The organism is Amycolatopsis sp. NPDC051106, from assembly GCF_040682775.1.
Lineage (GTDB): Bacteria > Actinomycetota > Actinomycetes > Mycobacteriales > Pseudonocardiaceae > Amycolatopsis.
The window spans coordinates 217,546-239,341 of sequence record NZ_JBFBBQ010000001.1 but is presented as its reverse complement, the minus strand read 5'-3'; the positions used below and the strand labels follow the sequence as shown (position 1 = coordinate 239,341).

Below are 21,796 nucleotides of genomic sequence, written 5' to 3'. Positions count from 1 at the left end.
GCATGTCGAACCCGCACCTTTCGGACAGCTCGATTCGGCTGTTAGCCGCGGGGAGTTCACTCGGGCCACGTAGGCTCCGGGTGTGAACGTCGTGAGCACCGAAGCCGCGGGCGTCGGCGTGAGCTGGCTGGACACCGCCGGCCCGCTGCTCGTCTGGGTCATCGTGCTGAGCTTCGTGCTGGTCGAATGCGCGCTGATCATCGGGCTGTTCCTGCCCGGCGACTCGCTGCTGTTCGGGGCCGGCGTGGTGCTGGCCCAGCACGGTTCGGACGCGAACGCGTGGTTCCTCTCGGGGGCCGCGCTGATCGTCGCCGTGCTCGGCAACCAGATCGGCTACTACATCGGCCGGACCGGCGGTACCAAGTTCATCGCGCGCCGCGACGGCAAGGTGCTGAACCGCCAGGCCCTCGACCGCGCGCAGCGGTTCCTGGACAAACGGGGTTTCTTCGCGATCGTGGCGGCCCGGTGGATCCCGTGGATCCGCACGCTGGCCCCGCTCATCGCGGGAGCCGCCCGGATGGACCCGCGCCGCTTCATGGCGGCAACGGCCCTGGGCGGCCTGCTGTGGGTGCCGACGCTGGTCCTGCTCGGCTACTACGGCGCCGGCCTGCTGGACGCGCTGCCGTGGCTGAAGACGGCTGCGCTGTGGATCAGCATCGCGTTCTTCGTCGTCGGGACCGGGTACGGCGTGCTTCGCTACCGCCAGGAGATGCGGCGCCCCGTCGAAGAGACGGACGACGCCCGCGCCTAACTCACAGCTCCGGGTCGGCCCAGATTTCGAGCTGGATGCCGTCCGGGTCGCGGAACACCACGACCTTCGAGCCTTCGAACGTCCGCGAAGGCGCGGCCGGCAGGTACGAGACACCGAACTCGGCGAGCCGGCCCTCCCATTCGGTCAGTTCGGCGGTCGAGCGCACGCGGAACGCGACGTGGTCGAGCCCGGTTCTGCGTTCGTCGAACCCGCGTCTTCCGGTGTCCGCGTGCTGGACCAGCACCACGGAGAACTCGTCCCCGGCGGACCGGAGCACGACCTTGCGCAGTCCCGTGTCCGGCTCTTCGCGCCGGGTGACCTCCTCGAGGTCGAGGACGCGCACGTACCAGGGCACGCTGCGGTCCACATCGGTCACGGTGAGCGCGAGGTGGTGCACGGACATGAGTTTTGCCATGGCTTGGGAAGCCGTCCTTTCGCGTGGCGGCTCCCCAGAGTTGCACAGCGTTCGCCGGCCGAAACGAGGGTGACCAAGTTCCCCGTCCGATCGTGATCTCGCCGTCTCCGGGCGTCTCAGCAGGCGGACGCCGGTGACTGAAAGTCATTCAGGTATATCGGAAGGTGCTCGGACGGTCACCGGCCGCCACCGACGTCGAGCACCGCACCGGTGGTGAACGACGACGCCGGCGACAGCAAGAACAGCACCGCCTCGGCGATTTCGGCCGGCTGCCCGGCGCGGCCCATCGGGATCTGCGGCGCGTACTTCGCCATCCGGTCCGGCAGGCCGGCGGCTTCGTGCAGACCGGTGTGGATCATCCCGGGCGCGACCGCGTTGACCCGCACGCCTTCGCCCGCGACCTCCTGGGCGAGCCCGAACGTCAGCGTGTCGACGGCGGCCTTCGACGCCGCGTAGTGCACCCACTCCCCGGCCGAGCCCGTACGCGCGGCTGTCGAGGAGATGTTGACGATCGCGCCACCGTCGCCGCCGTACCGCGTCGACATCCGGCGGACCGCCTCGCGGCAGCACAGGAACACCCCGGTGACGTTGACGTCGAGCGTGCGCCGGACGACCTCGACGGCGTAGGAGTCGAGCCGCCCCGGCGTGTTGCCGACGATCGCGGCGTTGTTGACCAGCGCTTTCACCGGCCCCAGCTCGGCGGCCGCGTCGAACAGCGCGCGGACGTCGTCCTCGCTCGCGACGTCCGCGCGGACCGCCAGGGCGGCACGGCCGTGCGAACGAACCAGCGAGGCGACCTCCTCGGCCGGACCGGGATCGCCCGAGAAGTTGACCACGACGTCGTGCCCGCGCCGAGCCGCCAGCGCGCAGATCGCCGCGCCGATCCCCCGGCTGCCGCCGGTGACGATGAGCGTCATCGTCAGATCGCGAAGTTGGCCAGCGGCAGGTTTTCGAGCACCAGGTCCGCGCGGTCGCGCGTCTGCGAGATGAGGTCGGCGTTGCGCTGGTCCGAGCCGAGCGCGCGCCGCCGGGCCTCGACCAGCGAACGGCCGTAGCGGCGGTGGCGCGACACCAGCCGTTCGATCCGCTCGGGCTCGTCCGGCGCGAGGAACCAGGCCTCCGTGAGCAGCGGCCGGATGGCGCTCCACGGGTCGTCCGGCAGCAGGAGGTAGTTACCCTCAGTGATCACCAGCTGGACCTCCGGCGGCACCGCGACGGCCCCGGCGATCGGCTCCTCGATCTCGCGGCGGAACTCCGGCGCGTACACCGTCTCGCGGCCTTCGGCGAGCCGCTTGATCATGTGGAAGTAGCCGGCCGCGTCGAACGTGTCCGGCGCGCCCTTGCGCTCGGTGCGCTCCAGCCGGCGCAGCTCGACCTGCGCGAGGTGGAAGCCGTCCATGCCGACCACCGCGGCCCGCGAACCGAGCGCGTTGGCCAGCGCCCAGGCCAGCGTGGTCTTGCCGGACGCGGGCGCGCCGATGATGCCCAGCACGTTGCGCTGCCCGCGCACGGTCAGGCCCTCGGCCCGGGCCAGCAGGTCGTCGAACGCCGTCATGTCCTGTTCCTTCCTGCGATCGCGGTCGTCCACGACCGCGGTCCCACCTGCCGCACCCGTTCGGCGGCCACCTCGTTGGCGAAACGGATCCGGTCCGTCACCGTCCGTTCGCGCGTCATGGCCACGGCGAGCGCGCCGTGCCAGACGTCTCCCGCACCTAGTGTGTCTCGCGCTTCCACGTCCGCGACAGGCACCTCACCCGAGCCGCCGTCCGCAGTGGACCACCGCACCGGGGCGGGCCCCGCGGTGGTGATGACGGTCGGGACGCCGCGCTCGTGCAGGCCCGGCTCCGGCGCCCGGAAGTGGGCGGAGCAGGCGGCGACGTCGACCAGCGGGAGGAGTTCGTCGAGCACGGGCTTCCAGCTCCCGGCGTCGAGCACGACCGGCACCCCCGCGGCCCTGGCAGCCTTCGCAACAGCGAGCGCAAGTTCCGGGTGATGCCCATCAAGCAACACCACATCAGCCCCTCCAGCCTCCTCCGCCCCAAAAAACGGAGCTTTCTCTAGGAAAGTGCGGTCTTGGGCGTTGCGGGAGACGACGGTGCGCTCGCCGTCGCGGTCGCGGACCGCCACCGCGCTCACGGGAGGCGGGTCGGTGCGTTCGGGGGCCAGGTCGACCACCTGGACGCCGCACGTTTCGAGGTCGGCGCGGGCGAGGGCCGCCAGCGGGTGTGCACCGAGGACGGTCAGCAGGGTCGCCTCGGCACCGAGCGCGGCGGCCGTCACCGCGGCGTTCGTCGCGGGCCCCCCGGCCGCGACGTCCACCCGCAATGACTGCACCTTCTCGCCCGGCGCCGGAAGCTCGGCGACCCGCTGGACGACGTCCACGGTGCACAAGCCCGCCAGCAGCACCTTCATTACAAGCCGGCCACGTGGGTCGCGGCTGCCGCCTCTTCGATCTCGCCGTTCTCGTTGAGCCGCAACGCCCCCGTGAGCAGGCCGACGACCTGGTTCATCGAGTGCGTCTTCGGCGAGACGACCGCGACGCGCTTGCCGAGGCGGTGCACGTGGATGCGATCGGCGATGTCGAACACGTGCGGCATGTTGTGGCTGATCAGCACCACCGGCAGGCCACGGTCGCGGATCCGGCCGATCAGGTCGAGCACCTTGCCGGACTCGGCGACGCCGAGCGCGGCGGTGGGCTCGTCCATGATCACGGCCTTGGTGCCGAACGCGGCCGCGCGGGCCACGGCGACGCCTTGGCGCTGACCACCGGAGAGCGTCTCGACGGGCTGGGAGATCGACTTGATGTTGATGCCCAGCTCGTCGAGGATCCGCTGCGCCTCCGACCGCATGGTCGCGGTGTCGAGCTTGCGGAACAGCCCGAAGGGTCCCTTGAGCCGCTTTTCCCGGCCCAGGAACATGTTCGACGCGATGTCGAGCGCGGGCGCGACGGCGAGGTCCTGGTACACCGTCTCGATCCCGTAGTGGCGAGCGTCCAAAGGGGACTTGAAGTGGACGGTCTGACCGTCCACTTTGATCTCGCCCGCGTCCGGGATCACCGCTCCGGACAGGGTTTTGATGAGCGACGACTTCCCGGCGCCGTTGTCCCCGACGACGGCGAGCACCTCGCCGGGCAGCAGGTCGAAGTCGGCGCCGTCGATGGCGGTGACGCGGCCGTAGCGTTTCACCAGGCCACGGGCCTGCAGGATCGGTTCGGTCATGACTGCTGCTGCCTCCTCGCGATCCGGTCCACCACGACGGCGGCGATCAGCAGGGCCCCGGTGGCGAGGTCCTGGTAGTTGCCGTCGACGTTCATCTGCGTGAGGCCCGACCGCAGCACCGCCACGACCAGCGCGCCCATCAGCGTCCCGAGCACCGAGCCGCGGCCGCCGAAGAGGCTCGTCCCGCCGAGGACGACGGCGGTGATCGAGTCGAGGTTGCCGAGCTGGAACTGGTTCGGGTCGGCGTTCGGCGTCCGGCCGAGCGCCTGCCAGGCCGCGATGCCGAAGGTCAGCCCGGCCACGATGTACACCGACAGCACCGTGCGGTTGACCTTGATGCCGGACAGCCGCGCGGACTCCGGCGCGTTGCCGACCGCGTAGACGTGCTTGCCCCACGCGGTTTTCGTCAGCGCGTACCAGACGCCGAGGTACATCAGCAGCGCCAGCGTCATGCCGTAGGTGATCGGGATGCCGCCGAAGAGGTACCGCTTGGTGCCGAGCCACTGCAGCAGCCCGTCGGTCACCGGCACGGCCTGGCCGCCGGCGATCAGCTTCGACACCGCGGTCAGCATGGTGAACGTGCCGAGCGTGATGATGAACGCCGGCAGCTTGATCCGCGTGGCGAGGCCGCCGATGAAGATGCCGACGATGATCGTCAGCACGACTCCGGCGAGCAGCGCGACGAAGCCGTTGGTGCCGGCCGCGGCGAGCTTCGCCATGATCAGCGTCGCGACGACCATGGACGCCGCGTTGGACAGGTCGATGCCCGCGATGAGGATGACGAGCGTCTGGCCCAGCGCGAGCGTGCCCACGACCAGCGACTGCTGGACCACCGTGGACAGGTTGTCGAGGTCGAAGAACGTGTCCGTGGCCAGCGAAAACACCACGATCGCGACGATCAGCGCGAGAGCCGGGCCGACCGCGGGGGCGCGGAGGAAGAACTCGCCGAGCGACTCACGTTCCTTCGTGGACGGACGAGCGACGGTGGCTGTGGTCATTTCGAGCCTCCCCAGCAGTTCTGCAGGCCCCACGCGGTGTCGTGGCTTTCGATGCCGGGCAGCGGCTTGTCGGTGATCACGGCGGACCCGGTGTTGACGAACCCGGTCGGCTTCTTGCCGGTCTTCGCGTACTCGACGGCCGCGAGCACGCCCTGTTCGGCCATCTTCTTGGGGAACTGCATGACGGTCGCGGCGTACTGGCCGTCCTTGACGTTCTGGACGCCTTCGCAACCGCCGTCGATCGAGCCCATCACGATCTGGCCGGTGAGCCCGCGGGCCTTCAGCGCCGCGTACGCGCCGCGGCCCATCGGCTCGTTCATCGAGTAGACGGCGTTGATGTCGGTGCTGCGCTGCAGCAGGTTCTCCATGCCCTGCTGGGCGAGGCTCTGGTCGCCGTTGGCCGCGGTGTGGCCCTTGATCTCCGGCGAGCCGTCGGTCAGCCCGATGCCCTTGAGGAAGCCGCCGTGGCGCTGGGTGTCGACGGAGCTGCCGGCGGTGCCGTCGACCATGAGCAGCTTGGGCGGCACCCCCTTGAGCGCGGCCTTGACGTAGGCGCCCTGCTGCTCGCCGGCCGCGAAGTTGTCGGTGGCGAAGGTGGCGTCGACGGCGTCGGGCGGTTCGGTGGCGGTGTCGAGCGCGATGACCAGGACGCCGGCGTCGCGCGCGTCCTTGATCGCCTTGAGCACGCCGGTGGAGGAGCTGGGCGTGATGAGGATGGTGTTGACGCCCTGCTGCATGAGGTTCTCGATGGCCCGGACCTGGCCGTCGTTGTCGCCGTCGAACTGGCCGGCGAGGGCGTTGAAGTCGGCGCCGTTGGCCTGCGCGGCCGCTCTGGCGGAGTTGCGCAGTTCGACGAAGTAGGGGTTCGTGTCGGTCTTGGTGACCAGGCCGACCTTCGCTTTGCCACTGCCGCCGGTGTTGGTGCTGCCGCCCCAGTGGCGTTCGACGGTGCATCCGGTCGTCGCGACGAGGACGGCGGCCAGCGTGAGTGCGGTGAGACTTCGCTGTCTCATGGGTTCCCACCCCTTTATGGAAGACACGGTGTGAGCGAGTGCTTGCCGATGGTCGGGAAGGTAGACAGACTGCACCGTGGACGCAAGCGTTTGCGCAAACGCTTGCCGGAAAGGATTGGCATGCCCCAGCCGAGATCATCCCGGCCGACCCAGCGGGACATCGCCGAGCTCGCCGGCGTCTCGATCACGACCGTCTCGCACGTCGTCAACGGGACGCGGGCGGTCGCCGAGGACACCAAGGCGGCGGTGCTGCGGGCGATCGAGACGACCGGCTACACCGGCGACGCGATCGCCCGCTCGCTGGTCACCGGCGGGACGCGGTCGATCGGGATGGCCATCTCGCTGGTGGCCAACCCGTACTTCGCGACGCTGATGCAGGCGATCGAGCGGGAGGCTTCCGCGCACGGCTACACCGTGCTGCTGGCGGACACGCACGACACCGCGGGCACGGAGCGTGACACCGTGCGGGCGCTGCGTTCGCGGCGCGTCGACGGCCTGCTCATCACCCCGGCCCCGGGCGACGGCCCGGTGATCGGCGAGCTGGTGTCGCTGGACGTGCCTACCGTGCTGATCGACCGGCTGACCACCCGGACCGACGTCGACCAGGTGGGCACGGAGAACATCCAGGCGACCTCGGCGCTGACCGCGCACCTCGGGACGCTCGGGCACCGGCGGATCGGGATGATCAGCGGCACGCCCGGGCTGTCGACGAGCGAGGAGCGCGTGCTGGGCTACCGCCTGGGCCTCGGCCGGTCCGGGCTGACGTGGTCGGCCGACCTCGTGGCCTGCGGAAACTCGTCGCACGAGGGTGGCTCGCTGGCGTTGAGCACACTGATGGCGCTGCCCGAGCCACCGACGGCGCTGGTCGTCGGAAACGACAGCATGATGGTCGGGGTGCTGCACGAGGCGCGGCGGCGCGGGCTGAAGATCGGGCGCGACCTGCCGGTGGTGGTCTACGACGACGTCGAGTGGGCGGACCTGGTCGACCCGCCGCTGACGACGATGGCGCAGCCGATCGAGGAGATCGGCCGGCAGGCGGTACGGCTGCTGCTGGCCCGGATCAACGACCCCGCGCGCAAGGCCGAGACGGTCCGGCTGGCACCCACTCTGCGTCACCGCGAGTCGTGCGGCTGCCCACCGGTTCACTCACATCAGTGATTCTGAGGTCCTGACGCCTCGGCGTGCGCGCTCAGCGGATACCTTTCGGCTGAGCGTCTGCGAGGGCCAATGACCGCACTTTCGCCAGAGCTCCGGTTGTGGGACCCCCCGGTCACCCACCGGATCGGCGTCGCGATGGGTACGCACGCGAACCCTTACTCGGGTGAGCTGCTGCGCTCGATCAGGGCGGCCGCGGCGCAGGCGGGGTGCGACGTCACGCTGGCCGACACGGGCGACACGGTGAGCGAAGAAGCGTCGCTGGTCCGCGCGCTGCGGGCGGATCTCGTGGACGGCGTGCTGCTGGTGCCCGCGGCCGGCGACGAAGCGGTGATCAACGGCCTGGTCCGGATGGGCGTGCCGACGGTGCTGGTCGACCGCGTCGCCGCCCGCAACGACGTCGACCAGGTGGGCACGGAGAACGTGCACGCGGTGGCATCGCTGGTCAAACACCTGACGTCGGGCCGGCACCGCAAGATCGGCCTGGTTTCGGGCGACGAGAGCTTGGACATCAGCCGCGAGCGCGTCCGCGGGTACCGGCTGGGGCTGGAGCAGGCGGGGCTGCGGTACAACCGCGAGCTGGTGGAGTGCGGGTTGTCGACCTCGGGCGGAGCGGCCCGCGCGACGGCCAAGCTCCTGGACGGCTGGCCTTCCCCGACGGCCCTGGTGGTGGCGGACGAGTCGATGCTGGTGGGCGTCCAGTACGAGGCCCACCGCCGCGGCATCCACATCGGCTCGGAGCTGGCGGTGGTCGGCTACGGCGACATGGAGTGGGCTCGCCGGGTGAGCCCGGCGATGACGACGCTGGCCCAGCCGGTGGCGGACATCGGGCAGCGGGCGGTGCAGCTGCTGCTGTCCCGCATGGCGGACCCGGACCGGCCGCCGGAGTCGGTGTCGTTGACGCCCCGGTTCCTGCACGGCGCCTCCTGCGGTTGCTGACCACTCCAGGCGCAAGCGCGGAAGAATGAGCACGTGATCCGACTCGCGCACACCGCCCAGCTGCCGGAATCCGAACTCCTCGCCGTCCGAACCCTGCTCGAAGGCGCGTACGCGGACTTCGACCTCCCCGGCTGGGAGAACACCCTGGGCGGCATGCACGCCCTCACCTTCGACGGTGACGAGCTGATCGGCCACGCCTCGCTCGTGCAACGCCGGCTGCTGCACGGCGACCGCGTGCTGAACACCGGGTACGTCGAGGGCGTGGCCGTGCACCCGGACCACCGGCGGCGCGGGGTCGCGAGTGCGTTGATGGCGGCGATGGAAGAACTGCTGCCCGGGTACGAAGTCGGTGCGCTGAGCGCGACCACGGCCGGGGCGCCGCTGTACGCCGGCCGGGGCTGGCAGCTTTGGCGCGGGCCGACCTTCGCCCTGACACCGGATGGCATCCAGCGCACCGAGGAGGACGACGGCGGTGTCTACGTCTTCCCCGGCCGGGCGCCGCTCGAACTGGACGGGCCGCTAACCGCCGACTGGCGGGCCGGCGACGTCTGGTGACAGCGTCGCCGCCGCCTCCAGCAGCATCCAGCCGCCCACCTGCACCGACATGTCGCGCTCCGGGGCGTCTTCCGGTAGCGGCCAAGGTGCCGGGCGATCCCAGTACGCGCTGAACAACGGGCCCTCCGGCGCGTCCGCAGCGCCGGACCAGCACGCCGCCGCCGAGTCGAGCACCATCGACCGCGCCAGCGAAGCCTCCGGCTCCGGCAGAACTCGCGCCGCCGATGCCAGGTAACGCGCCAAGATCGCGCCGAACAACCCGCCGTCGCCGCCGCCTTGGCCACGGATCACGCCAGCTGGGGCGCAAAACTCAGCCACCGCGCGGACAGTACGCGCCGCTTCATCCACTAAGGACAGTTCCAGGCATGCACCGAGGTAAACACCTTGGCAGTACGTGTAAATGTGCTTGACCAGCTCGCCCGTTTCGGCGCGAATCCCGTCCCAGACCAAGCCCGACGAAGGATCGACCAAAGTGGACGTCAGCCAGTCCGTCATCGCGCGCGCCCGGGTCAGGTTCCCCGACCGCGCGTGGAAGATCGCCGCCGGGCCGTTGGCCGGGGCGTTCTTGAAGTCGTCGCCGCGGCGCCACCAGATGCCGCCGCCCGCCGCGGACGTCCAGCCCGACAGCAGCTGCGTGTCGATCGCCGCCACCGCCGGGCCGACGTCGACACCCAGCGACGAAACCCGTTGCAGGGCAAGGCCGAGCCACGCGATGTCGTCGTAGTAGTCGTTGGTCCAGCGGCCGAAGTTGCGCAGCCGCACCGAACGCACGAAGGACCGGATCACGGCCAGGCGCGCGGAAGTGGGCGACCGCAGCTGAGCGTCGACCAGCGTGTCCAGCAGGTGGGCCTGCCACCAGTAGTTCCAGTGCCAGTGCACCCGCTGATCGAGCGAAGCCGGCCAGCGGCTGCGGCCCAGCACCGTCCCGGGCAGCCCCCACACCCGCCGCAGGTGCCTGGCCGTCACCGCGCGTTCGGCTGCCGAGACGTCCATGGCGCAATCCTGCCTTGCCCATCGACATACCGCTCGGTATGTTGAAGGACCCGAAGGCCTGCGAGGTACTCATGACCACGGCACACGTCACCTGCCCCCTGTGCGAGGCGACCTGCGGGCTGGAGGTCACGCTCGACGCGAACCAGCAGGTCACGCGCGTGCAGGGCGACGAGAACGACGTCTTCTCGAAGGGCTACATCTGCCCGAAGGGCGCCTCGCTCGGTGCGCTGCACCACGACCCCGACCGGCTGACCGCGCCGCTGCTCAAGCGCGACGGCGAGTTCGTCGAGGTCAGCTGGCAGGAGGCCTACGACGAGATCGACCGCCGCCTCCCGCCGATCCTCGAGCAGCACGGCCGGGACGCCGTCGCGGTGTACGCGGGCAACCCCGGCGTGCACAACATCGCGCTCACCCTCTACGGCCGCGTGCTCTACAAAGCCTTGGGCACCAAGAACTTCTACAGCGCGACGTCGGTCGACCAGATGCCGAAGCACTACTCCGCCGGCACCATGTTCGGCGATCCGCTCGCCATCCCCGTGCCCGACCTCGACCGCACGCGGCACCTGCTGATCCTCGGCGCCAACCCGCTCGTCTCGAACGGCAGCCTGATGACCGCGCCGGACATCCGCGGGCGGCTGCGCGGGATCCGCGAGCGCGGCGGCAAGATCGTCGTCGTCGACCCGCGCCGCACGCGCACCGCGCAGTTCGCCGACGAGCACCACGCCATCCGGCCCGGCACCGACGCGCTGCTGCTGTTCGCCCTGGTCAACGTCCTGTTCGAGGAAAACCGCGGCCAGCCCAAACGACTCGAAGCCCACCTCAACGGTCTCGACGAAGTCCGCGAGCTGGCCCGGCCGTTCACGCCCGAAGCCGTCGCCCCGCGGACCGGGATCGACGCCGCCGAGATCCGCCGCATGGCGCTCGAGCTGGCGACGGAGAAATCCGTCGTCTACGGCCGGATCGGCACGACCACGCAGACGTTCGGCACGGTCGCGAGCTGGCTGGTCGACGTCCTCAACGTGCTCACCGGCAACCTCGACGAGCCGGGTGGCGCGATGTTCCCGCTGGCCGCGTGCCAGCCGACCGGGAACCGGCGGCCGTTCGCCGTCGGACGCTGGCACAGCCGCGTGCGCGGCTACCCCGAGGTCGTCGGCGAGCTGCCGGTCGCGACGCTGGCCGACGAGATCGAAACCCCGGGCGACGGCCAGGTCCGCGCGCTGATCACCGTCAGCGGCAACCCGTGCCTCAGCACGCCGAACGCCGGGCGCCTGAGTGAAGCCCTGAAGAAGCTCGACTTCATGATCTCCGTCGACGTCTACCTGAACGAGACGTCGCGCCAGGCCGACGTCATCCTGCCCGGCCCGTCACCGCTCGAACGGCCGCACTTCGACCTGGCCTTCTACCAGCTCTCGGTGCGCAACGTCGCCAACTGGACACCGGCGACGCTGCCGTCGAAGCTGCCGCAGGAATGGGAGACAATACTGCGGCTCACCGGCATCGTCACCGGTCAGGGCCCCGAAGCGGACGTCGCGGCGCTCGACGACTTCGTCGCCGCCGATGTCGCACGCCGCGCCAAGCTCGAGGTCACCCACGATCGCACCGGCCCCGCGCGACTCGTCGACCTGCTGTTGCGCGCCGGCCCTTACGACGTCACGCTGGCCGACCTCGAAGCCGCGCCGCACGGAATGGACTTCGGACCGCTGAAGCCGCGGATCCCCGAGGTGCTGTGCACCGCGTCCGGGCGGATCGAGCTCGCTCCGGAGCCGGTCGTCGCCGACGTCCCGCGGCTGCGGGCCGAGCTGGACCGCCCGCTCGAGGAGGGCCTCGTGCTGATCGGCCGGCGCCACCTGAGCTCGAACAACTCGTGGATGCACAACCTCGCACCGCTGGTCCGCGGCGGAAACCGCTGCACGATCCTGGTCCACCCGGCCGACGCGACGCGCCTCGGCCTCACCGACGGCTCACTGGCGTCGGTGACCTCGCGCGCCGGCAAGCTGGAGGTGCCGGTCGAGGTGTCCGACGAGATCCGGCCGGGCGTGGTCAGCATCCCGCACGGCTGGGGCCACGACGTCGATGGCTCGCGAACCCGCGTGGCGCACGCGCACCCCGGCGTCAACTCGAACCTGGTCGCCGACGAGACGCTGCTCGACGTGCCGTCCGGGACTTCGGTGCTGAACGGCATCCCGGTCGAGGTCGCGCCGGCCTGACGCTTGACATCCGGCGCGGACCGAGAGGATTCTCGGGCGGGCATGTTGACGTAAACATCGATCATCGGACATCGGAGTTCGCATGACCCGCTTCCGTCGCTGTCTGCGTGCCACCTTGATCGCGGTCCTCACCGCACCCCTGCTCACGATTCCCCAGCCCGCTTCCGCCGCCACCAACGCCTTCCGCGGCGTCAACTGGGCTGACGCGCGCGACAACTACGTGGACGGCTGGGTCATCCCGACCGGGCTCACCGCCGGGGACAGCTACGACGCCGTCCGCACCAAGGCCGACGGCATCATCGCCGGCTTCCAGCAGCAGCTGGGCGCGAACACCGTGCGGCTCCCGGTCAACCCGCAGAGCGTCAACTCGGACTGGTGGGCGCGGTACAAGGGCGCCGCCGACTCGGCGCTGGCCCACGGCATGAAGGTCATCTTCGGGTACTGGGAAGCGAACAAGGACGGCCTCGTCGACGACGTGACCGCGTGGAACACCATGTGGGACAAGGTCACGAGCGACTACGGCGGCAACGCCAACGTCTACTTCGAGCCGATGAACGAGCCGTTCGGCTACAGCCTGAACAGCTGGGTTTCGCTCTGCTCGGCCTGGCTGTCCCGCCATTCCGGCATCCCGCGCGGCCGGGTGCTGATCAGCGGCACCGGCTACAACGACAACGTCACCGGTGTCGGGGCGGCGAGCGCGTTGACCGGGACGCTGCTGTCGCTGCACTTCTACGGCTTCTGGGCCTCGGACACGACCCGTTCGGCGTGGACGGCCAACCTGAGCAACCGGCTCGGCTCGTACTCCTCGCGCACCATCATCGACGAGGCCGGCGCTCCGATGACGACGGGACTCGACTACTCCGCCGGGCACCAGGACGGCAACAACTTCACGGCGTACTTCGCCGCCACCACCGATTTGGCGCGGTCACGGCAGATGGGCGTCGTCTACTGGCCCGGCCTGCGCTCGGGCGACACCTACTCGATCACGCGGCAGAGCGGCAGCGGCTTGGCGACCAACAACGCGTCGGGCGTGGTGCAGCTGCGCTGGGGATGGGGGCTGTAGTCACCAGGCCGTCGACAGGTCGGCGTGCTGCCGGACCCAGGCGTGCATGACGATCCCCGCCGCGACGCCCGCGTTGATCGACCGCGTCGTCCCGAACTGGGCGATCGACACCACCAGCGACGCCGCTTCCTGCGTGCCCGCGGACAACCCCGGCCCCTCTTGACCGAACACGAGCACGCACGAACGCGGCAGCGAAGCCGTTTCCACCGGCTCGGACCCCGGCGTGTTGTCGACCGCGACGACCGCCAGCCCCTGCTCGGCAGCGAACGAAACCAGTCCGGAGACGTCGTCGTGGTGCCGGAGGTGCTGGTAGCGGTCGGTCACCATCGCGCCGCGGCGGTTCCAGCGGCGGCGGCCGACGATGTGGACCTCCGCCGCCGCGAAGGCGTTCGCCGTGCGGACCACCGTGCCGATGTTGTGGTCGTGCTGGAAGTTCTCGATCGCGACGTGGAACGGGTGCCGCCGGCGGTCCACATCGGACACGATCGCCTCGCGGCGCCAGTAGCGGTAGGCGTCGACGACGTTGCGGCGGTCGCCGTCGCGCAGCAGGTCGGGGTCGTACCGCTCGTCCGTCGGCCAGTCACCCGGCCACGGGCCGACGCCGACCTCTTCGCGGCTCACCCACTCGGTGGGTCCGGCGTCGGGGGAAGTGCTCACCGCCCGATTGTCGCCTAGCCCAGGCGGACGCGGTGCGCCCGGGCGTCCTCGGTGTGGTCGCGGTGGCGCCAGCGGTGGTAGACGCCGACGTAGGAGTAGCCGACCACCGCGATCGCGATGACTCCGATCGCCGGCAGCCACGACTGCGGGAACACCGTGCCGTACAGGTAGTAGGCGTTGAACCCGCCGGGCAGGTCACCGAGGCCCTGCTGGTGGCGGAAGTAGTTCTCCAGCGCCGTGAACGGGCACGGCACCGGCGCCACGTTGACCAGGACGCCCCAGGCCACGGCGAACATGTGGATGAAGATGAGTTTCGGCCGGCGCCACGCGATGAAGCCCCCGAAACCGATGAGCAACAGGGCCAGCATGTGTACCGCGACAGTCACTTCCGCCAGGAACTTCGCCACCACACGCCCCCTTCGCCGAACCCCCTACCAGCGACTTTACTCCGCTGATCGAGTTCGGCCGCCCCTAAGAGTGCCCAGTCGTGTGATGTTTAACCCACCGGAGCAACCCGTTCACCCCGGCGGTGACGGAGGCGTCACACCCGGTGGGAATTCCGGGGGGCGTTTCGCCGGGTACTTCGTCGGCTCCTCGTGCGGGTACTGCTCGGGCGGCTTCTTCCACGGCGGCTGGTGCCCGGGCCGCTCCGGCGGCTCGCCGGGCTTCGACGGCTCGTCCATGCCTTCGACGGTACGCCCGGTGAGGTCAGCGCACCCGGTCGCTCGGCGCGGGCTCCTCGTCGCCGGGCAGGTGGACGTCGCTGACGGTGATGTTCACCTCGACGACCTGCAGCCCGGTCATCTGCTCGATCGACGTGACGACGTTGCGGCGCACCGACCGCGCGAGGTCGGCGATGGCGACGCCGTACTCGACGAGGATCTGCAGGTCGACGGCCGCCTGCTTCTCCCCGACCTCGACCGAGACGCCCTGGCCGGTGCTGGCCGACGCACCCGGGATGCGGTCGCGCAGGGCGCCGAACGCCCGCGCCGCGCCACCCCCGAGGTCGTGCACGCCGCTGACCTCGCGCGCGGCGAGCCCGGCGATCTTCTGCACCACGGTGTCGGCGATCGTAGTCGTGCCCTGCTTCGTGACGAGAGTGGCGGTCTCGGACTTCACGGCGGTCTTCTCGGCGGTCGCGGTCATGGAGATCCTCCCTGAATGTCCTCAGCCCCCAGGCTTTTCGTAGGTAAGGACCCCCAGGACGGGGGAGGATCACTGTGACGTGGGTCTCGCGAACGCCGCCCCGTCGAGGTCCGTGACGACCAGCCGCAGCCGCGCGTGCTCCCACTCCGTCCCCTCCAGCACCGGCCGCACCACCGCCGCGGCCTGTTCCAGCAGGGGCGGGATCGGCAGCCGCGTCGCGATCAGGCGGACCTCGACCACCTCGGCCGACAAGTCGACCGCCAGGCCGGCCCAGTCCACCGGCAGCCACGTCGTCCCGGGCGACACCGGGGTCGCCGGGCGGAGGCCGTCCACCGCGGTGAGGGCGCCGACGATCTTCTCGACGGCTTCGGCCGCGCTCACCGGACCTCGATGTCCATGATGGACACCGAAACCTCGTCGACGACCAAGCCGGTCTGCTCGGTCACGAACCGCCGGACCGCGCGCTGCACGGCCCGGCCCACCGCCGCGGCCTGGTCGGCCGCCGCCGTGACCAGGTCGATCTCGACGGTCACCCGGCCGTCCGCCATGCGGACCCGGACGCCGTCCGCGGGCGCCGGGTCGAGGCCCTTCCACCGTTGGCGGGCAGCTCGCGTCCACGCCGTCACCAGGCCGCGCAGGCCCGGTTCGAGCCGCACCACGCCCGGCGTCCCGATCGCCGCCCGCGCCGCCACCGAGGCGATCACCGGATCGGCGATGACGTAGTCCACGCTCATTCCCCTGGCTCCCCGGCAGTGTCTTCCTCGAAGATGTCGTCCACCAGCAGGTCGAGCTTCGCCAGCGTCAGCCCCACCCGGGCGGCGGCCGCCGCGGTCACCCGCTCCCGCACCAGCGCCAGCGCTTCGCCGCCGGTGACGTTCCGCAGGCTCACCGCGAGGGTGAGTTCGACTTCTACGACGCCGTCGGCGCCCGTCCGCACCCGGCAGCGTCGCGCCCGGACCCCGTCGACCGTGTCCGCCGCGTACCGCAGCACCGCGGCCACGGCCTGCTCGCTGATCTCGACGAACCCCGGTTCCGGGGTCGGCAGCGCCACCATCGAACCGCGCCGCACCTCGGCCCGCACCGCCGACATGATCCGGCCGAACAGGGCCGGCGGCACGTCGTCCTCGGCCACCAGCTCCGCGGTGGCCTCGCGCAGCGCCAGCAGGCTTTCGCGCGCGGCCCGGCAGTGCGGGCAGGTCAGCTCGTGCTCGTCCGCCAGCCCGGCGCCGACCGCGTCGAGCCGCTCCCACACCTGCTCGACACCGCGTTCGCAGGGCAGCTCGTAGTCCGTCATCGCCATGGCTTCATCACCTCCGCCAGCTGGGCCCGGGCCCGCGCGATCCGGCCGCGGACCGCGGTCGTGTTCGCGCCGACGACTTCGCCGATCTCCTCGTAGGAGCGGCCGTGCGCCTCGCGCAGCAGCCAGCACGCTCTCTGTTCCGGCGTCAGCTGCGCCAGCGCCGCGTTCAACGCCGAGAGCTGGCCGCTGACCTGCGCGGCCCGCTCCGGCTGGAGGTCCGCCCGCGGCGACTCGGCGGTGTCGAGGTCGACGTCCGCCTGGGGCTTGCGCGCGCGGATCGTGTTGAGACAGCGGTTCGTGGTGGCCCGGTAGAGCCAGCCGACGAACGCCGCGTCTTCGCCGAGCTGGCCGAGCTTGCGCCAGGCGTTGAGGAAGACCTCCTGCACGACGTCCTCGGCGTCGCCGCGGTGCGCGAGCATCTTCACGGCGAGCCGGAACATCGGCCCCTGGTAGCGCAGCACGAGCTGCTCGTACGCCCGGACATCGCCGTCCTTCGCACGCCCGACGAGGGTCGCGTCGTCGAGCGGCGTACCGGGCTCCGCGCTGGTCGTCACGGCACCTCCTCGGGAGGAGGACACGCAAGCGCGGGAAACGTCACGGGGTGATTGTCGGTGACCTGGGTCACCGGGGCGAATCAGCGCGATCCGCCCCGGCCGTCTCCGCCGCTCAGTCCAGGCCGAGGTCGTCCTTGCCGAGGACGTAGCGGTACTCCAGGCCTTCCTTCTCGATGGCCTCGCGCGCCCCCGTGTCGCGGTCGACCACCGTCACCACGCCGATCACGTTCGCGCCCGCTTCACGCAGGGCCGCGACCGCCTCGAGCACGCTGCCGCCCGTCGTCGACGTGTCCTCGACCGCCAGCACGCGCTGCCCGCGGACCTCCATGCCCTCGATGCGCCGCTGCATGCCGTGTTCCTTGACGGACTTCCGGACGACGAACGCGTCGAGCACGACCCCGTCGGTCGCCGCGGAGTGCAGCATCGCCAGCGCGACCGGGTCGGCGCCGAGCGTCAGCCCGCCCGCGGCGACGTAGTCCCAGTCCGCGGTGAGCTGGCGCAGCAGCTTGCCGATCAGCGGCGCGGCCGCGTGGTGCAGGGTCGCCCGCCGGAGGTCGATGTAGTAGTCGGCTTCCTTGCCGGACGCCAGGGTCACTTTTCCGTGCACCACGGAAAGATCGGTGACCAGCCTGGCCAGTTCGAGTTTCGCCGCTTGATCCAACCCGGGGTTCGCCACGGCCGAGAGTCTTACACACGGCCGTTCTCACTCACCGATGGATGTGGCGTCGACCGCACGCCCGCGCGTCGCCGCCCAGGCCGGGATGAGGATCGCGACGAGCGAGAGCACCACGGCGATCGCGAGCACCACCAGGTAGATCGCGATCGGCCCGGACGGCAGCAGCGAATCGGTCACCACCAGGCAGAACGGCACGATCGCGCCCGCCGAGACCAGTGTCCCGAGCAGCACCGCGATGGCCGCGATCAGCCCGCCTTCGACACCGGCCATCCGCAGCACCTGCCCGCGGGTGAACCCGCTCAGCCGTTGCAGCCCGAACTCCCGGCGCCGCTTGGCCGTGGCCATCACCAGCGTGTTGACGACCGAGATCACCGTGTACGCCAGGATCATCCCGACGAGCAGGTAGTTGACCCACGCGCCGATCTCGTTGCCCTTCGCGTGCGCCGCGATCAGCGCGTCACGATCACCGACCGCCACCGGCAACCCGGCTGTCGCCTCGCGAAGGCGCGAAGTCAGCGTCGCCGTGTCGATGCCTTCGGCCGCCCGCACCAGCAGTTGCGGAGCGAGCCCGAGTGTCGTGTGCGGAGCCAGCAGGGACGCGGGCAGCACGAGCCGTTCGAACCCGGCTCGCTGGCTCACGACGGCGGCTACCCGCACGTCCACCGGCGTGCCGTCGCCGAGCCGCAGCGACAGCGTGTCGCCGACCTGGCGGCCGAGCTTCGCCGGCACCTCGACGGCGTTCCCGGTCAGCTCGCTGACGCCGAGCGCGGGCCAGCCGTCGTCGTTCTGGTTCGAGTCGTACGGCCGGTCGACGAACACCGTGCTCGTGACGTACTCCGACGCACTCGCGACCCCCGGCACCGCGGCGACCCGGCCGAGCACCGACGGGTCCAGCCCGCCCGGCCCGGCGACGACCGCGTCCGCGCGCAGGTCCTCGGTGTACGCCTGGTTCGAGACGGCTTCCTGGGTGGTCTGCAGGTAGATGTTGGCGGTCGCGATGCCGACCGCGAGCATGATCGGGGTGACCGCGCCGGCCGTCCGGACCGCGCCGACGCGGGTGTTGAGCAGCGCGACCCGGCCGGTGACCCCGCTGACGGCCCGGACCGGCCAGCTCAGCAGCATCGCCGTCACCTTGGTGACTCCCGGGCTGATCGCCGCGAGCCCGAACGCCCACAGCATCACCGCGGGGCCGGCCGTGCTGGCCGCGACCGGGCCGGTCATCACGGCGACCGTGACGATGGCCAGCGCCGTCCCGCCCGCGAAGCACAGGATCGCGGTGATCAGCCGGATCGGCGTCAGCCAGCGACGTTCGACGGCGGCTTCCGCCAGCGCCTCGGTCGGGCGGACCTTCGAGGCACGGCGTCCGGCGACGAAGGACGCGGCCACGACGGCCAGCAGCGACGCGCCGGCAGCGACGGTCGCCGGGAGCCAGCCCTGCTCGAACTCCAGCACGTCCGGCACGACGTGGTGGGCCGCGAGCTCGCCGAACAGCCAGTTCCCGAGCACCGGGCCGAGCACGACCGCGACGGCGACCGCGAGCACGCCGACGACCAGCGCCTCGCCGAGGACCATCCGGCGCAGCTGGCGCGGGGTCGTGCCAATCGCGCGCAGCAGCGCGAGTTCGCGCTGGCGCTGCTGGGTCGACAGCGTGAGCGTGCCCGCGACGACGAACACCATGACCATCGCCGACAGTCCGCCGGAGACGGCGGCCAGGACGATGAGGTTCTCGCCGCTCGTGGCGACCTCGGGGAACTCGATGGCGCCGCGGTCGGTCCCGGTCGTCACGATCCCGGCGTCGCCGACGGCCGCCGTCACCGCGGCGACGTCACCCCCGAAGACGCCGATGGCGTCGTACCGGCCCGGGTGCCCGGAGAGCTTGTCCGCGTCGGAAGCCGAGAAGAACAACGCGGAATCCCGCATGGCCTGCGGCGCCTCGGCGATGCCGGAGACCCGGTACTCGCCGACGCTGCCGTGCGCGGCGACCGGCAGCGTGTCCCCGACGGCGAGCCCGAGCCCGGCGTCGACCACGACTTCGCCCGGCTTCGGCGCTTCGCCCTTCAGCGCGTACGGCGTCAACGCGGCGGAGTTCCAGGCGTGCCCGAGAGCGCTCGCGGCGCCGGCCTGCGCCGCGAAGCTCACCTCGCCGACGACGTTCGTGACGCCGGGGACCGCGCGCAGGCGGGCGGCCAGCGCGGCGTCGAGGCGCACGCGCTCGGGCAGGGTCACGTTCTTGAACTTGTGCTTGTCGTCGGGGTCGAGGGTCGCCGGGTCCTCTTCGGGCAGCTCGAACGTTTGCTGCCCGCCGACGACGATCGGCGCCGCGGCCAGCCGCTGCACCGGCGTCTCCGACCGGATGCCCGTCTCCATCAGGCCACCGCACGCCGAGATGATCAGCGCGCCGAAGAACACGGCGACGAACGTCGCCAGGAAGCCGCCCTTGCGCACGCGCAGCGTCCGCATCGCGAGGGTGAACATCAGGCCTGCACCGCCAGCCGGTCCCAGGCACCCAGGTGGGTCATCCGCTCGGCGACGGCTTCCGCGGTCGGCCGCGAGAGGCGGCCGGCGATGCGGCCGTCGGCGAGGAACACGACCTCGTCGGCGTAGGACGCGGCGACCGGGTCGTGCGTCACCATGATCACCGTCTGGCCCGACGCCCGGACGGACTCGCGCAGCAGGCCGAGCACGTCGGCGGCGGTGCGGGTGTCGAGCGCGCCGGTCGGCTCGTCGGCGAACAGCACGGCCGGGTCGGTGACCAGGGCGCGCGCGATCGCGACGCGCTGCTGCTGCCCGCCGGACAGCTGCCCGGGCAGGTGCTTGCGGCGCCCGTCGAGCCCGACGTGCGTGAGGATCCGCGCCACGAGCCGCTTGTCCGGGCGCTTGCCGGCCAGCTGCAGCGGCAGCACGACGTTCTGCTCGACCGTCAGCGCCGAGAGCAGGTTGAACGCCTGGAAGACGAAGCCGACGCGGTCGCGGCGCAGCTTCGTCAGGTAGGTCTCGCTCTTGCCGTCGAGGTCCTGGCCGTCGAGGACGACGCGGCCCGACGTCGGCCGGTCGAGCCCGGCCGCGCAGTGCAGGAACGTGCTCTTGCCCGACCCCGACGGGCCCATCACCGCGGTGAACCCGCCGCGCGGGAACGCGATCGAGACCCCGTCGAGTGCGACCACGCCTTCGCCGTACTCCTTGCGCACGGCTTCCAGCCGGACCGCGTCGGCTGTCTCGTTCCACCCAGTTGTCATGGGGAAAACGCTAGGGAGGCAGCCCGGCTTTCACCCTGGTGCGCACGCGCGTCTTCGGGGTAGGGGCAGCCCTACCCCGCACTTTCACGTGAAAGTGCGGGGTAGGGATTCCCGTGAAAGCGGCGCCTCAGGTGCGGCCCTTGCCGCCGAAGCCGCCGCTGATCCGGCGCAGCACCGCGCGCGGCAGCAGCCCGCCGATCGCGACGACGGCCTTGTACTGCAGGCTCGGCACGGAGATCACCTTGCCGCGGCGCAGGTCCGCGAGCGCCTCGCCGACCACCTGTTCGACACCCAGCCAGGCGATTTTCGGGCCCGGTTTGCCGATGCCGGCCCGCTGGTGGAACTCGGTCGCCGTGAAACCCGGGCAGAGCGCCATCATCCGGACACCCTTCGGCAGTGACGCGGCGATGCCTTCGGTGAACGACGTGACCCAGTTCTTGCTGGCCGTGTACGTCGAACCGCGGCCACTGAAGAACCCCGCGACGCTGCTGACCTGGATGATTTCACCGTGGCCGCGCTGGATCATGCCGGGCAGCACGGCCCGCGTCAGCCGCAGGACGGCGGTGACGTTGACGTCGAGCTGGCGCTGCAGCGCGTCCGGCGGGATCGTCCAGAAGTCGCCGTTCAGCCCGAACCCGGCGTTGTTCACGAGCAGGTCGGCCGGACCGGCGGCGAGCCGCTCCTCGACCGCCGCCCGTCCGTCCACTTCGGACAGATCGGCGGGCAGCACCTCGACGCCGACCCCGTACTTTTCGCGCAGCTCTCCGGCGTAGGCCTCCAGCCGAGCGGTGTCGCGGGCGACGAGGACCAGGTCGTACTTCTCGGCGGCGAGCGTGCGCGCGAACTGCGCACCGATGCCCGCGGTGGCACCGGTTATGAGAGCGGTGGTGGTCATGTGAGTGAACGATACCCACAGGTCA

Annotated in this window: 26 protein-coding genes; 6 read left to right on the top strand and 20 right to left on the bottom strand. The window is 71.1% G+C overall.

What is annotated here, in order from left to right; genetic code table 11:
* Positions 1 to 82 precede the first annotated feature (82 nt).
* Positions 83 to 751: a DedA family protein gene (locus tag AB0M83_RS01140; RefSeq protein ID WP_364510554.1), complete on the top strand. Its 669-nt coding sequence runs from the start codon at positions 83 to 85 to the stop codon at positions 749 to 751.
* 1 nt (position 752) lies between these two features.
* On the opposite strand, the gene AB0M83_RS01135 is transcribed toward AB0M83_RS01140, so the two are convergent.
* The 7 genes from AB0M83_RS01135 to AB0M83_RS01105 all read right to left on the bottom strand — a co-directional run bounded on the left by AB0M83_RS01135 (position 753) and on the right by AB0M83_RS01105 (position 6,395).
* Positions 753 to 1,166 carry a VOC family protein gene (locus AB0M83_RS01135; protein WP_364510551.1) on the bottom strand — a complete coding sequence of 138 codons (414 nt, stop codon included), beginning with the start codon at positions 1,164 to 1,166 and terminating at the stop codon, positions 753 to 755.
* Between the two features lie 176 nt (positions 1,167 to 1,342).
* Positions 1,343 to 2,083, bottom strand: coding sequence for an SDR family oxidoreductase (locus AB0M83_RS01130; RefSeq protein ID WP_364510548.1), 741 nt, complete (start codon positions 2,081 to 2,083; stop codon positions 1,343 to 1,345).
* 2 nt (positions 2,084 to 2,085) lie between these two features.
* Positions 2,086 to 2,721: a nucleoside/nucleotide kinase family protein gene (locus AB0M83_RS01125; RefSeq protein WP_086671773.1), complete on the bottom strand. Its 636-nt coding sequence runs from the start codon at positions 2,719 to 2,721 to the stop codon at positions 2,086 to 2,088.
* Positions 2,718 to 3,578 (bottom strand): PfkB family carbohydrate kinase, encoded by an 861-nt coding sequence (locus AB0M83_RS01120; RefSeq protein WP_364510545.1) that lies wholly within the window; start codon positions 3,576 to 3,578, stop codon positions 2,718 to 2,720. Before AB0M83_RS01120 ends, AB0M83_RS01125 begins: the two co-directional genes overlap by 4 nt.
* Positions 3,578 to 4,384, bottom strand: a complete 807-nt coding sequence (locus tag AB0M83_RS01115; protein WP_364510542.1) for an ATP-binding cassette domain-containing protein — start codon at positions 4,382 to 4,384, stop codon at positions 3,578 to 3,580. The genes AB0M83_RS01120 and AB0M83_RS01115 overlap by 1 nt, the downstream gene beginning before the upstream one ends.
* Positions 4,381 to 5,382 carry an ABC transporter permease gene (locus AB0M83_RS01110; RefSeq protein WP_364510539.1) on the bottom strand — a complete coding sequence of 334 codons (1,002 nt, stop codon included), beginning with the start codon at positions 5,380 to 5,382 and terminating at the stop codon, positions 4,381 to 4,383. The genes AB0M83_RS01115 and AB0M83_RS01110 overlap by 4 nt, the downstream gene beginning before the upstream one ends.
* Positions 5,379 to 6,395: a substrate-binding domain-containing protein gene (locus AB0M83_RS01105; RefSeq protein WP_364510537.1), complete on the bottom strand. Its 1,017-nt coding sequence runs from the start codon at positions 6,393 to 6,395 to the stop codon at positions 5,379 to 5,381. The genes AB0M83_RS01110 and AB0M83_RS01105 overlap by 4 nt, the downstream gene beginning before the upstream one ends.
* Before the next feature lie 120 nt (positions 6,396 to 6,515).
* Here AB0M83_RS01105 and AB0M83_RS01100 point away from each other — a divergent pair, with 120 nt between their 5' ends.
* From AB0M83_RS01100 to AB0M83_RS01090, 3 genes are all read left to right on the top strand, one after another.
* Positions 6,516 to 7,553, top strand: coding sequence for a LacI family DNA-binding transcriptional regulator (locus AB0M83_RS01100; RefSeq protein WP_364510534.1), 1,038 nt, complete (start codon positions 6,516 to 6,518; stop codon positions 7,551 to 7,553).
* A gap of 69 nt (positions 7,554 to 7,622) precedes the next feature.
* Positions 7,623 to 8,489 (top strand): substrate-binding domain-containing protein, encoded by an 867-nt coding sequence (locus tag AB0M83_RS01095; protein ID WP_364510532.1) that lies wholly within the window; start codon positions 7,623 to 7,625, stop codon positions 8,487 to 8,489.
* A gap of 33 nt (positions 8,490 to 8,522) precedes the next feature.
* On the top strand, positions 8,523 to 9,044 hold the full coding sequence (locus tag AB0M83_RS01090; protein ID WP_364510529.1) for a GNAT family N-acetyltransferase: 522 nt from the start codon (positions 8,523 to 8,525) through the stop codon (positions 9,042 to 9,044).
* On the opposite strand, the gene AB0M83_RS01085 is transcribed toward AB0M83_RS01090, so the two are convergent.
* A complete protein-coding gene (locus AB0M83_RS01085; RefSeq protein WP_364510526.1) occupies positions 9,009 to 10,037 on the bottom strand; it encodes a glycoside hydrolase family 76 protein in 1,029 nt (342 codons plus the stop codon). The genes AB0M83_RS01090 and AB0M83_RS01085 overlap by 36 nt on opposite strands.
* 71 nt (positions 10,038 to 10,108) lie before the next feature.
* Between AB0M83_RS01085 and AB0M83_RS01080 the strand changes: the two genes are divergently transcribed.
* Both AB0M83_RS01080 and AB0M83_RS01075 read left to right on the top strand, forming a co-directional pair.
* Positions 10,109 to 12,244 (top strand): molybdopterin-dependent oxidoreductase, encoded by a 2,136-nt coding sequence (locus tag AB0M83_RS01080; RefSeq protein WP_364510523.1) that lies wholly within the window; start codon positions 10,109 to 10,111, stop codon positions 12,242 to 12,244.
* 82 nt (positions 12,245 to 12,326) lie between these two features.
* Positions 12,327 to 13,307, top strand: coding sequence for a cellulase family glycosylhydrolase (locus AB0M83_RS01075; protein WP_364510520.1), 981 nt, complete (start codon positions 12,327 to 12,329; stop codon positions 13,305 to 13,307).
* Here AB0M83_RS01075 and AB0M83_RS01070 read toward each other — a convergent pair whose 3' ends face one another.
* The 12 genes from AB0M83_RS01070 to AB0M83_RS01015 form a co-directional block, all read right to left on the bottom strand.
* Positions 13,308 to 13,964, bottom strand: coding sequence for an RNA methyltransferase (locus tag AB0M83_RS01070; RefSeq protein WP_364510517.1), 657 nt, complete (start codon positions 13,962 to 13,964; stop codon positions 13,308 to 13,310). It abuts the gene before it with no gap.
* A 14-nt stretch (positions 13,965 to 13,978) separates the two neighbouring features.
* Positions 13,979 to 14,371, bottom strand: coding sequence for a DUF2784 domain-containing protein (locus AB0M83_RS01065; RefSeq protein ID WP_364510515.1), 393 nt, complete (start codon positions 14,369 to 14,371; stop codon positions 13,979 to 13,981).
* A gap of 111 nt (positions 14,372 to 14,482) precedes the next feature.
* A complete protein-coding gene (locus AB0M83_RS01060) occupies positions 14,483 to 14,647 on the bottom strand; it encodes a hypothetical protein (RefSeq protein WP_364510512.1) in 165 nt (54 codons plus the stop codon).
* Positions 14,648 to 14,672: 25 nt separating this feature from the next.
* Entirely contained in the window at positions 14,673 to 15,110 is a 438-nt protein-coding gene (locus AB0M83_RS01055; protein WP_364510510.1) for an Asp23/Gls24 family envelope stress response protein, read from the bottom strand.
* A 69-nt stretch (positions 15,111 to 15,179) separates the two neighbouring features.
* Positions 15,180 to 15,491, bottom strand: a complete 312-nt coding sequence (locus tag AB0M83_RS01050) for a hypothetical protein (protein ID WP_364510507.1) — start codon at positions 15,489 to 15,491, stop codon at positions 15,180 to 15,182.
* Positions 15,488 to 15,844, bottom strand: coding sequence for an Asp23/Gls24 family envelope stress response protein (locus tag AB0M83_RS01045; protein ID WP_364510504.1), 357 nt, complete (start codon positions 15,842 to 15,844; stop codon positions 15,488 to 15,490). Before AB0M83_RS01045 ends, AB0M83_RS01050 begins: the two co-directional genes overlap by 4 nt.
* Entirely contained in the window at positions 15,841 to 16,410 is a 570-nt protein-coding gene (locus tag AB0M83_RS01040; protein WP_364510501.1) for an Asp23/Gls24 family envelope stress response protein, read from the bottom strand. Before AB0M83_RS01040 ends, AB0M83_RS01045 begins: the two co-directional genes overlap by 4 nt.
* The gene (locus tag AB0M83_RS01035; RefSeq protein WP_364510499.1) at positions 16,401 to 16,964 is read right to left on the bottom strand and encodes a sigma-70 family RNA polymerase sigma factor; all 564 of its coding nucleotides are present in this window, start codon (positions 16,962 to 16,964) and stop codon (positions 16,401 to 16,403) included. Before AB0M83_RS01035 ends, AB0M83_RS01040 begins: the two co-directional genes overlap by 10 nt.
* 112 nt (positions 16,965 to 17,076) lie before the next feature.
* Positions 17,077 to 17,640 (bottom strand): orotate phosphoribosyltransferase, encoded by a 564-nt coding sequence (pyrE, locus tag AB0M83_RS01030; RefSeq protein ID WP_086671745.1) that lies wholly within the window; start codon positions 17,638 to 17,640, stop codon positions 17,077 to 17,079.
* 27 nt (positions 17,641 to 17,667) lie between these two features.
* Positions 17,668 to 20,115: an ABC transporter permease gene (locus AB0M83_RS01025; RefSeq protein WP_364510496.1), complete on the bottom strand. Its 2,448-nt coding sequence runs from the start codon at positions 20,113 to 20,115 to the stop codon at positions 17,668 to 17,670.
* Positions 20,115 to 20,876 (bottom strand): ABC transporter ATP-binding protein, encoded by a 762-nt coding sequence (locus AB0M83_RS01020; RefSeq protein ID WP_364510494.1) that lies wholly within the window; start codon positions 20,874 to 20,876, stop codon positions 20,115 to 20,117. The genes AB0M83_RS01025 and AB0M83_RS01020 overlap by 1 nt, the downstream gene beginning before the upstream one ends.
* Before the next feature lie 127 nt (positions 20,877 to 21,003).
* Entirely contained in the window at positions 21,004 to 21,771 is a 768-nt protein-coding gene (locus AB0M83_RS01015; protein WP_364510493.1) for an SDR family oxidoreductase, read from the bottom strand.
* Between the last annotated feature and the right edge of the window lie 25 nt (positions 21,772 to 21,796).

Bases quoted from the DNA above. Each gene is read 5' to 3' on its own strand.
- AB0M83_RS01135 (WP_364510551.1), bottom strand. From the start codon at position 1,166: ATGGCAAAACTCATGTCCGTGCACCACCTCGCGCTCACCGTGACCGAT.
- AB0M83_RS01015 (WP_364510493.1), bottom strand. From the start codon at position 21,771: ATGACCACCACCGCTCTCATAACCGGTGCCACCGCGGGCATCGGTGCG.
- AB0M83_RS01055 (WP_364510510.1), bottom strand. From the start codon at position 15,110: ATGACCGCGACCGCCGAGAAGACCGCCGTGAAGTCCGAGACCGCCACT.
- AB0M83_RS01060 (WP_364510512.1), bottom strand. From the start codon at position 14,647: ATGGACGAGCCGTCGAAGCCCGGCGAGCCGCCGGAGCGGCCCGGGCAC.
- AB0M83_RS01025 (WP_364510496.1), bottom strand. From the start codon at position 20,115: ATGTTCACCCTCGCGATGCGGACGCTGCGCGTGCGCAAGGGCGGCTTC.
- AB0M83_RS01080 (WP_364510523.1), top strand. From the start codon at position 10,109: ATGACCACGGCACACGTCACCTGCCCCCTGTGCGAGGCGACCTGCGGG.
- AB0M83_RS01095 (WP_364510532.1), top strand. From the start codon at position 7,623: ATGACCGCACTTTCGCCAGAGCTCCGGTTGTGGGACCCCCCGGTCACC.
- AB0M83_RS01110 (WP_364510539.1), bottom strand. From the start codon at position 5,382: ATGACCACAGCCACCGTCGCTCGTCCGTCCACGAAGGAACGTGAGTCG.
- AB0M83_RS01130 (WP_364510548.1), bottom strand. From the start codon at position 2,083: ATGACGCTCATCGTCACCGGCGGCAGCCGGGGGATCGGCGCGGCGATC.
- AB0M83_RS01075 (WP_364510520.1), top strand. From the start codon at position 12,327: ATGACCCGCTTCCGTCGCTGTCTGCGTGCCACCTTGATCGCGGTCCTC.
- AB0M83_RS01100 (WP_364510534.1), top strand. From the start codon at position 6,516: ATGCCCCAGCCGAGATCATCCCGGCCGACCCAGCGGGACATCGCCGAG.
- AB0M83_RS01115 (WP_364510542.1), bottom strand. From the start codon at position 4,384: ATGACCGAACCGATCCTGCAGGCCCGTGGCCTGGTGAAACGCTACGGC.
- AB0M83_RS01120 (WP_364510545.1), bottom strand. From the start codon at position 3,578: ATGAAGGTGCTGCTGGCGGGCTTGTGCACCGTGGACGTCGTCCAGCGG.
- AB0M83_RS01045 (WP_364510504.1), bottom strand. From the start codon at position 15,844: ATGAGCGTGGACTACGTCATCGCCGATCCGGTGATCGCCTCGGTGGCG.
- AB0M83_RS01105 (WP_364510537.1), bottom strand. From the start codon at position 6,395: ATGAGACAGCGAAGTCTCACCGCACTCACGCTGGCCGCCGTCCTCGTC.
- AB0M83_RS01125 (WP_086671773.1), bottom strand. From the start codon at position 2,721: ATGACGGCGTTCGACGACCTGCTGGCCCGGGCCGAGGGCCTGACCGTG.
- AB0M83_RS01085 (WP_364510526.1), bottom strand. From the start codon at position 10,037: ATGGACGTCTCGGCAGCCGAACGCGCGGTGACGGCCAGGCACCTGCGG.
- AB0M83_RS01020 (WP_364510494.1), bottom strand. From the start codon at position 20,876: ATGACAACTGGGTGGAACGAGACAGCCGACGCGGTCCGGCTGGAAGCC.
- AB0M83_RS01040 (WP_364510501.1), bottom strand. From the start codon at position 16,410: ATGGCGATGACGGACTACGAGCTGCCCTGCGAACGCGGTGTCGAGCAG.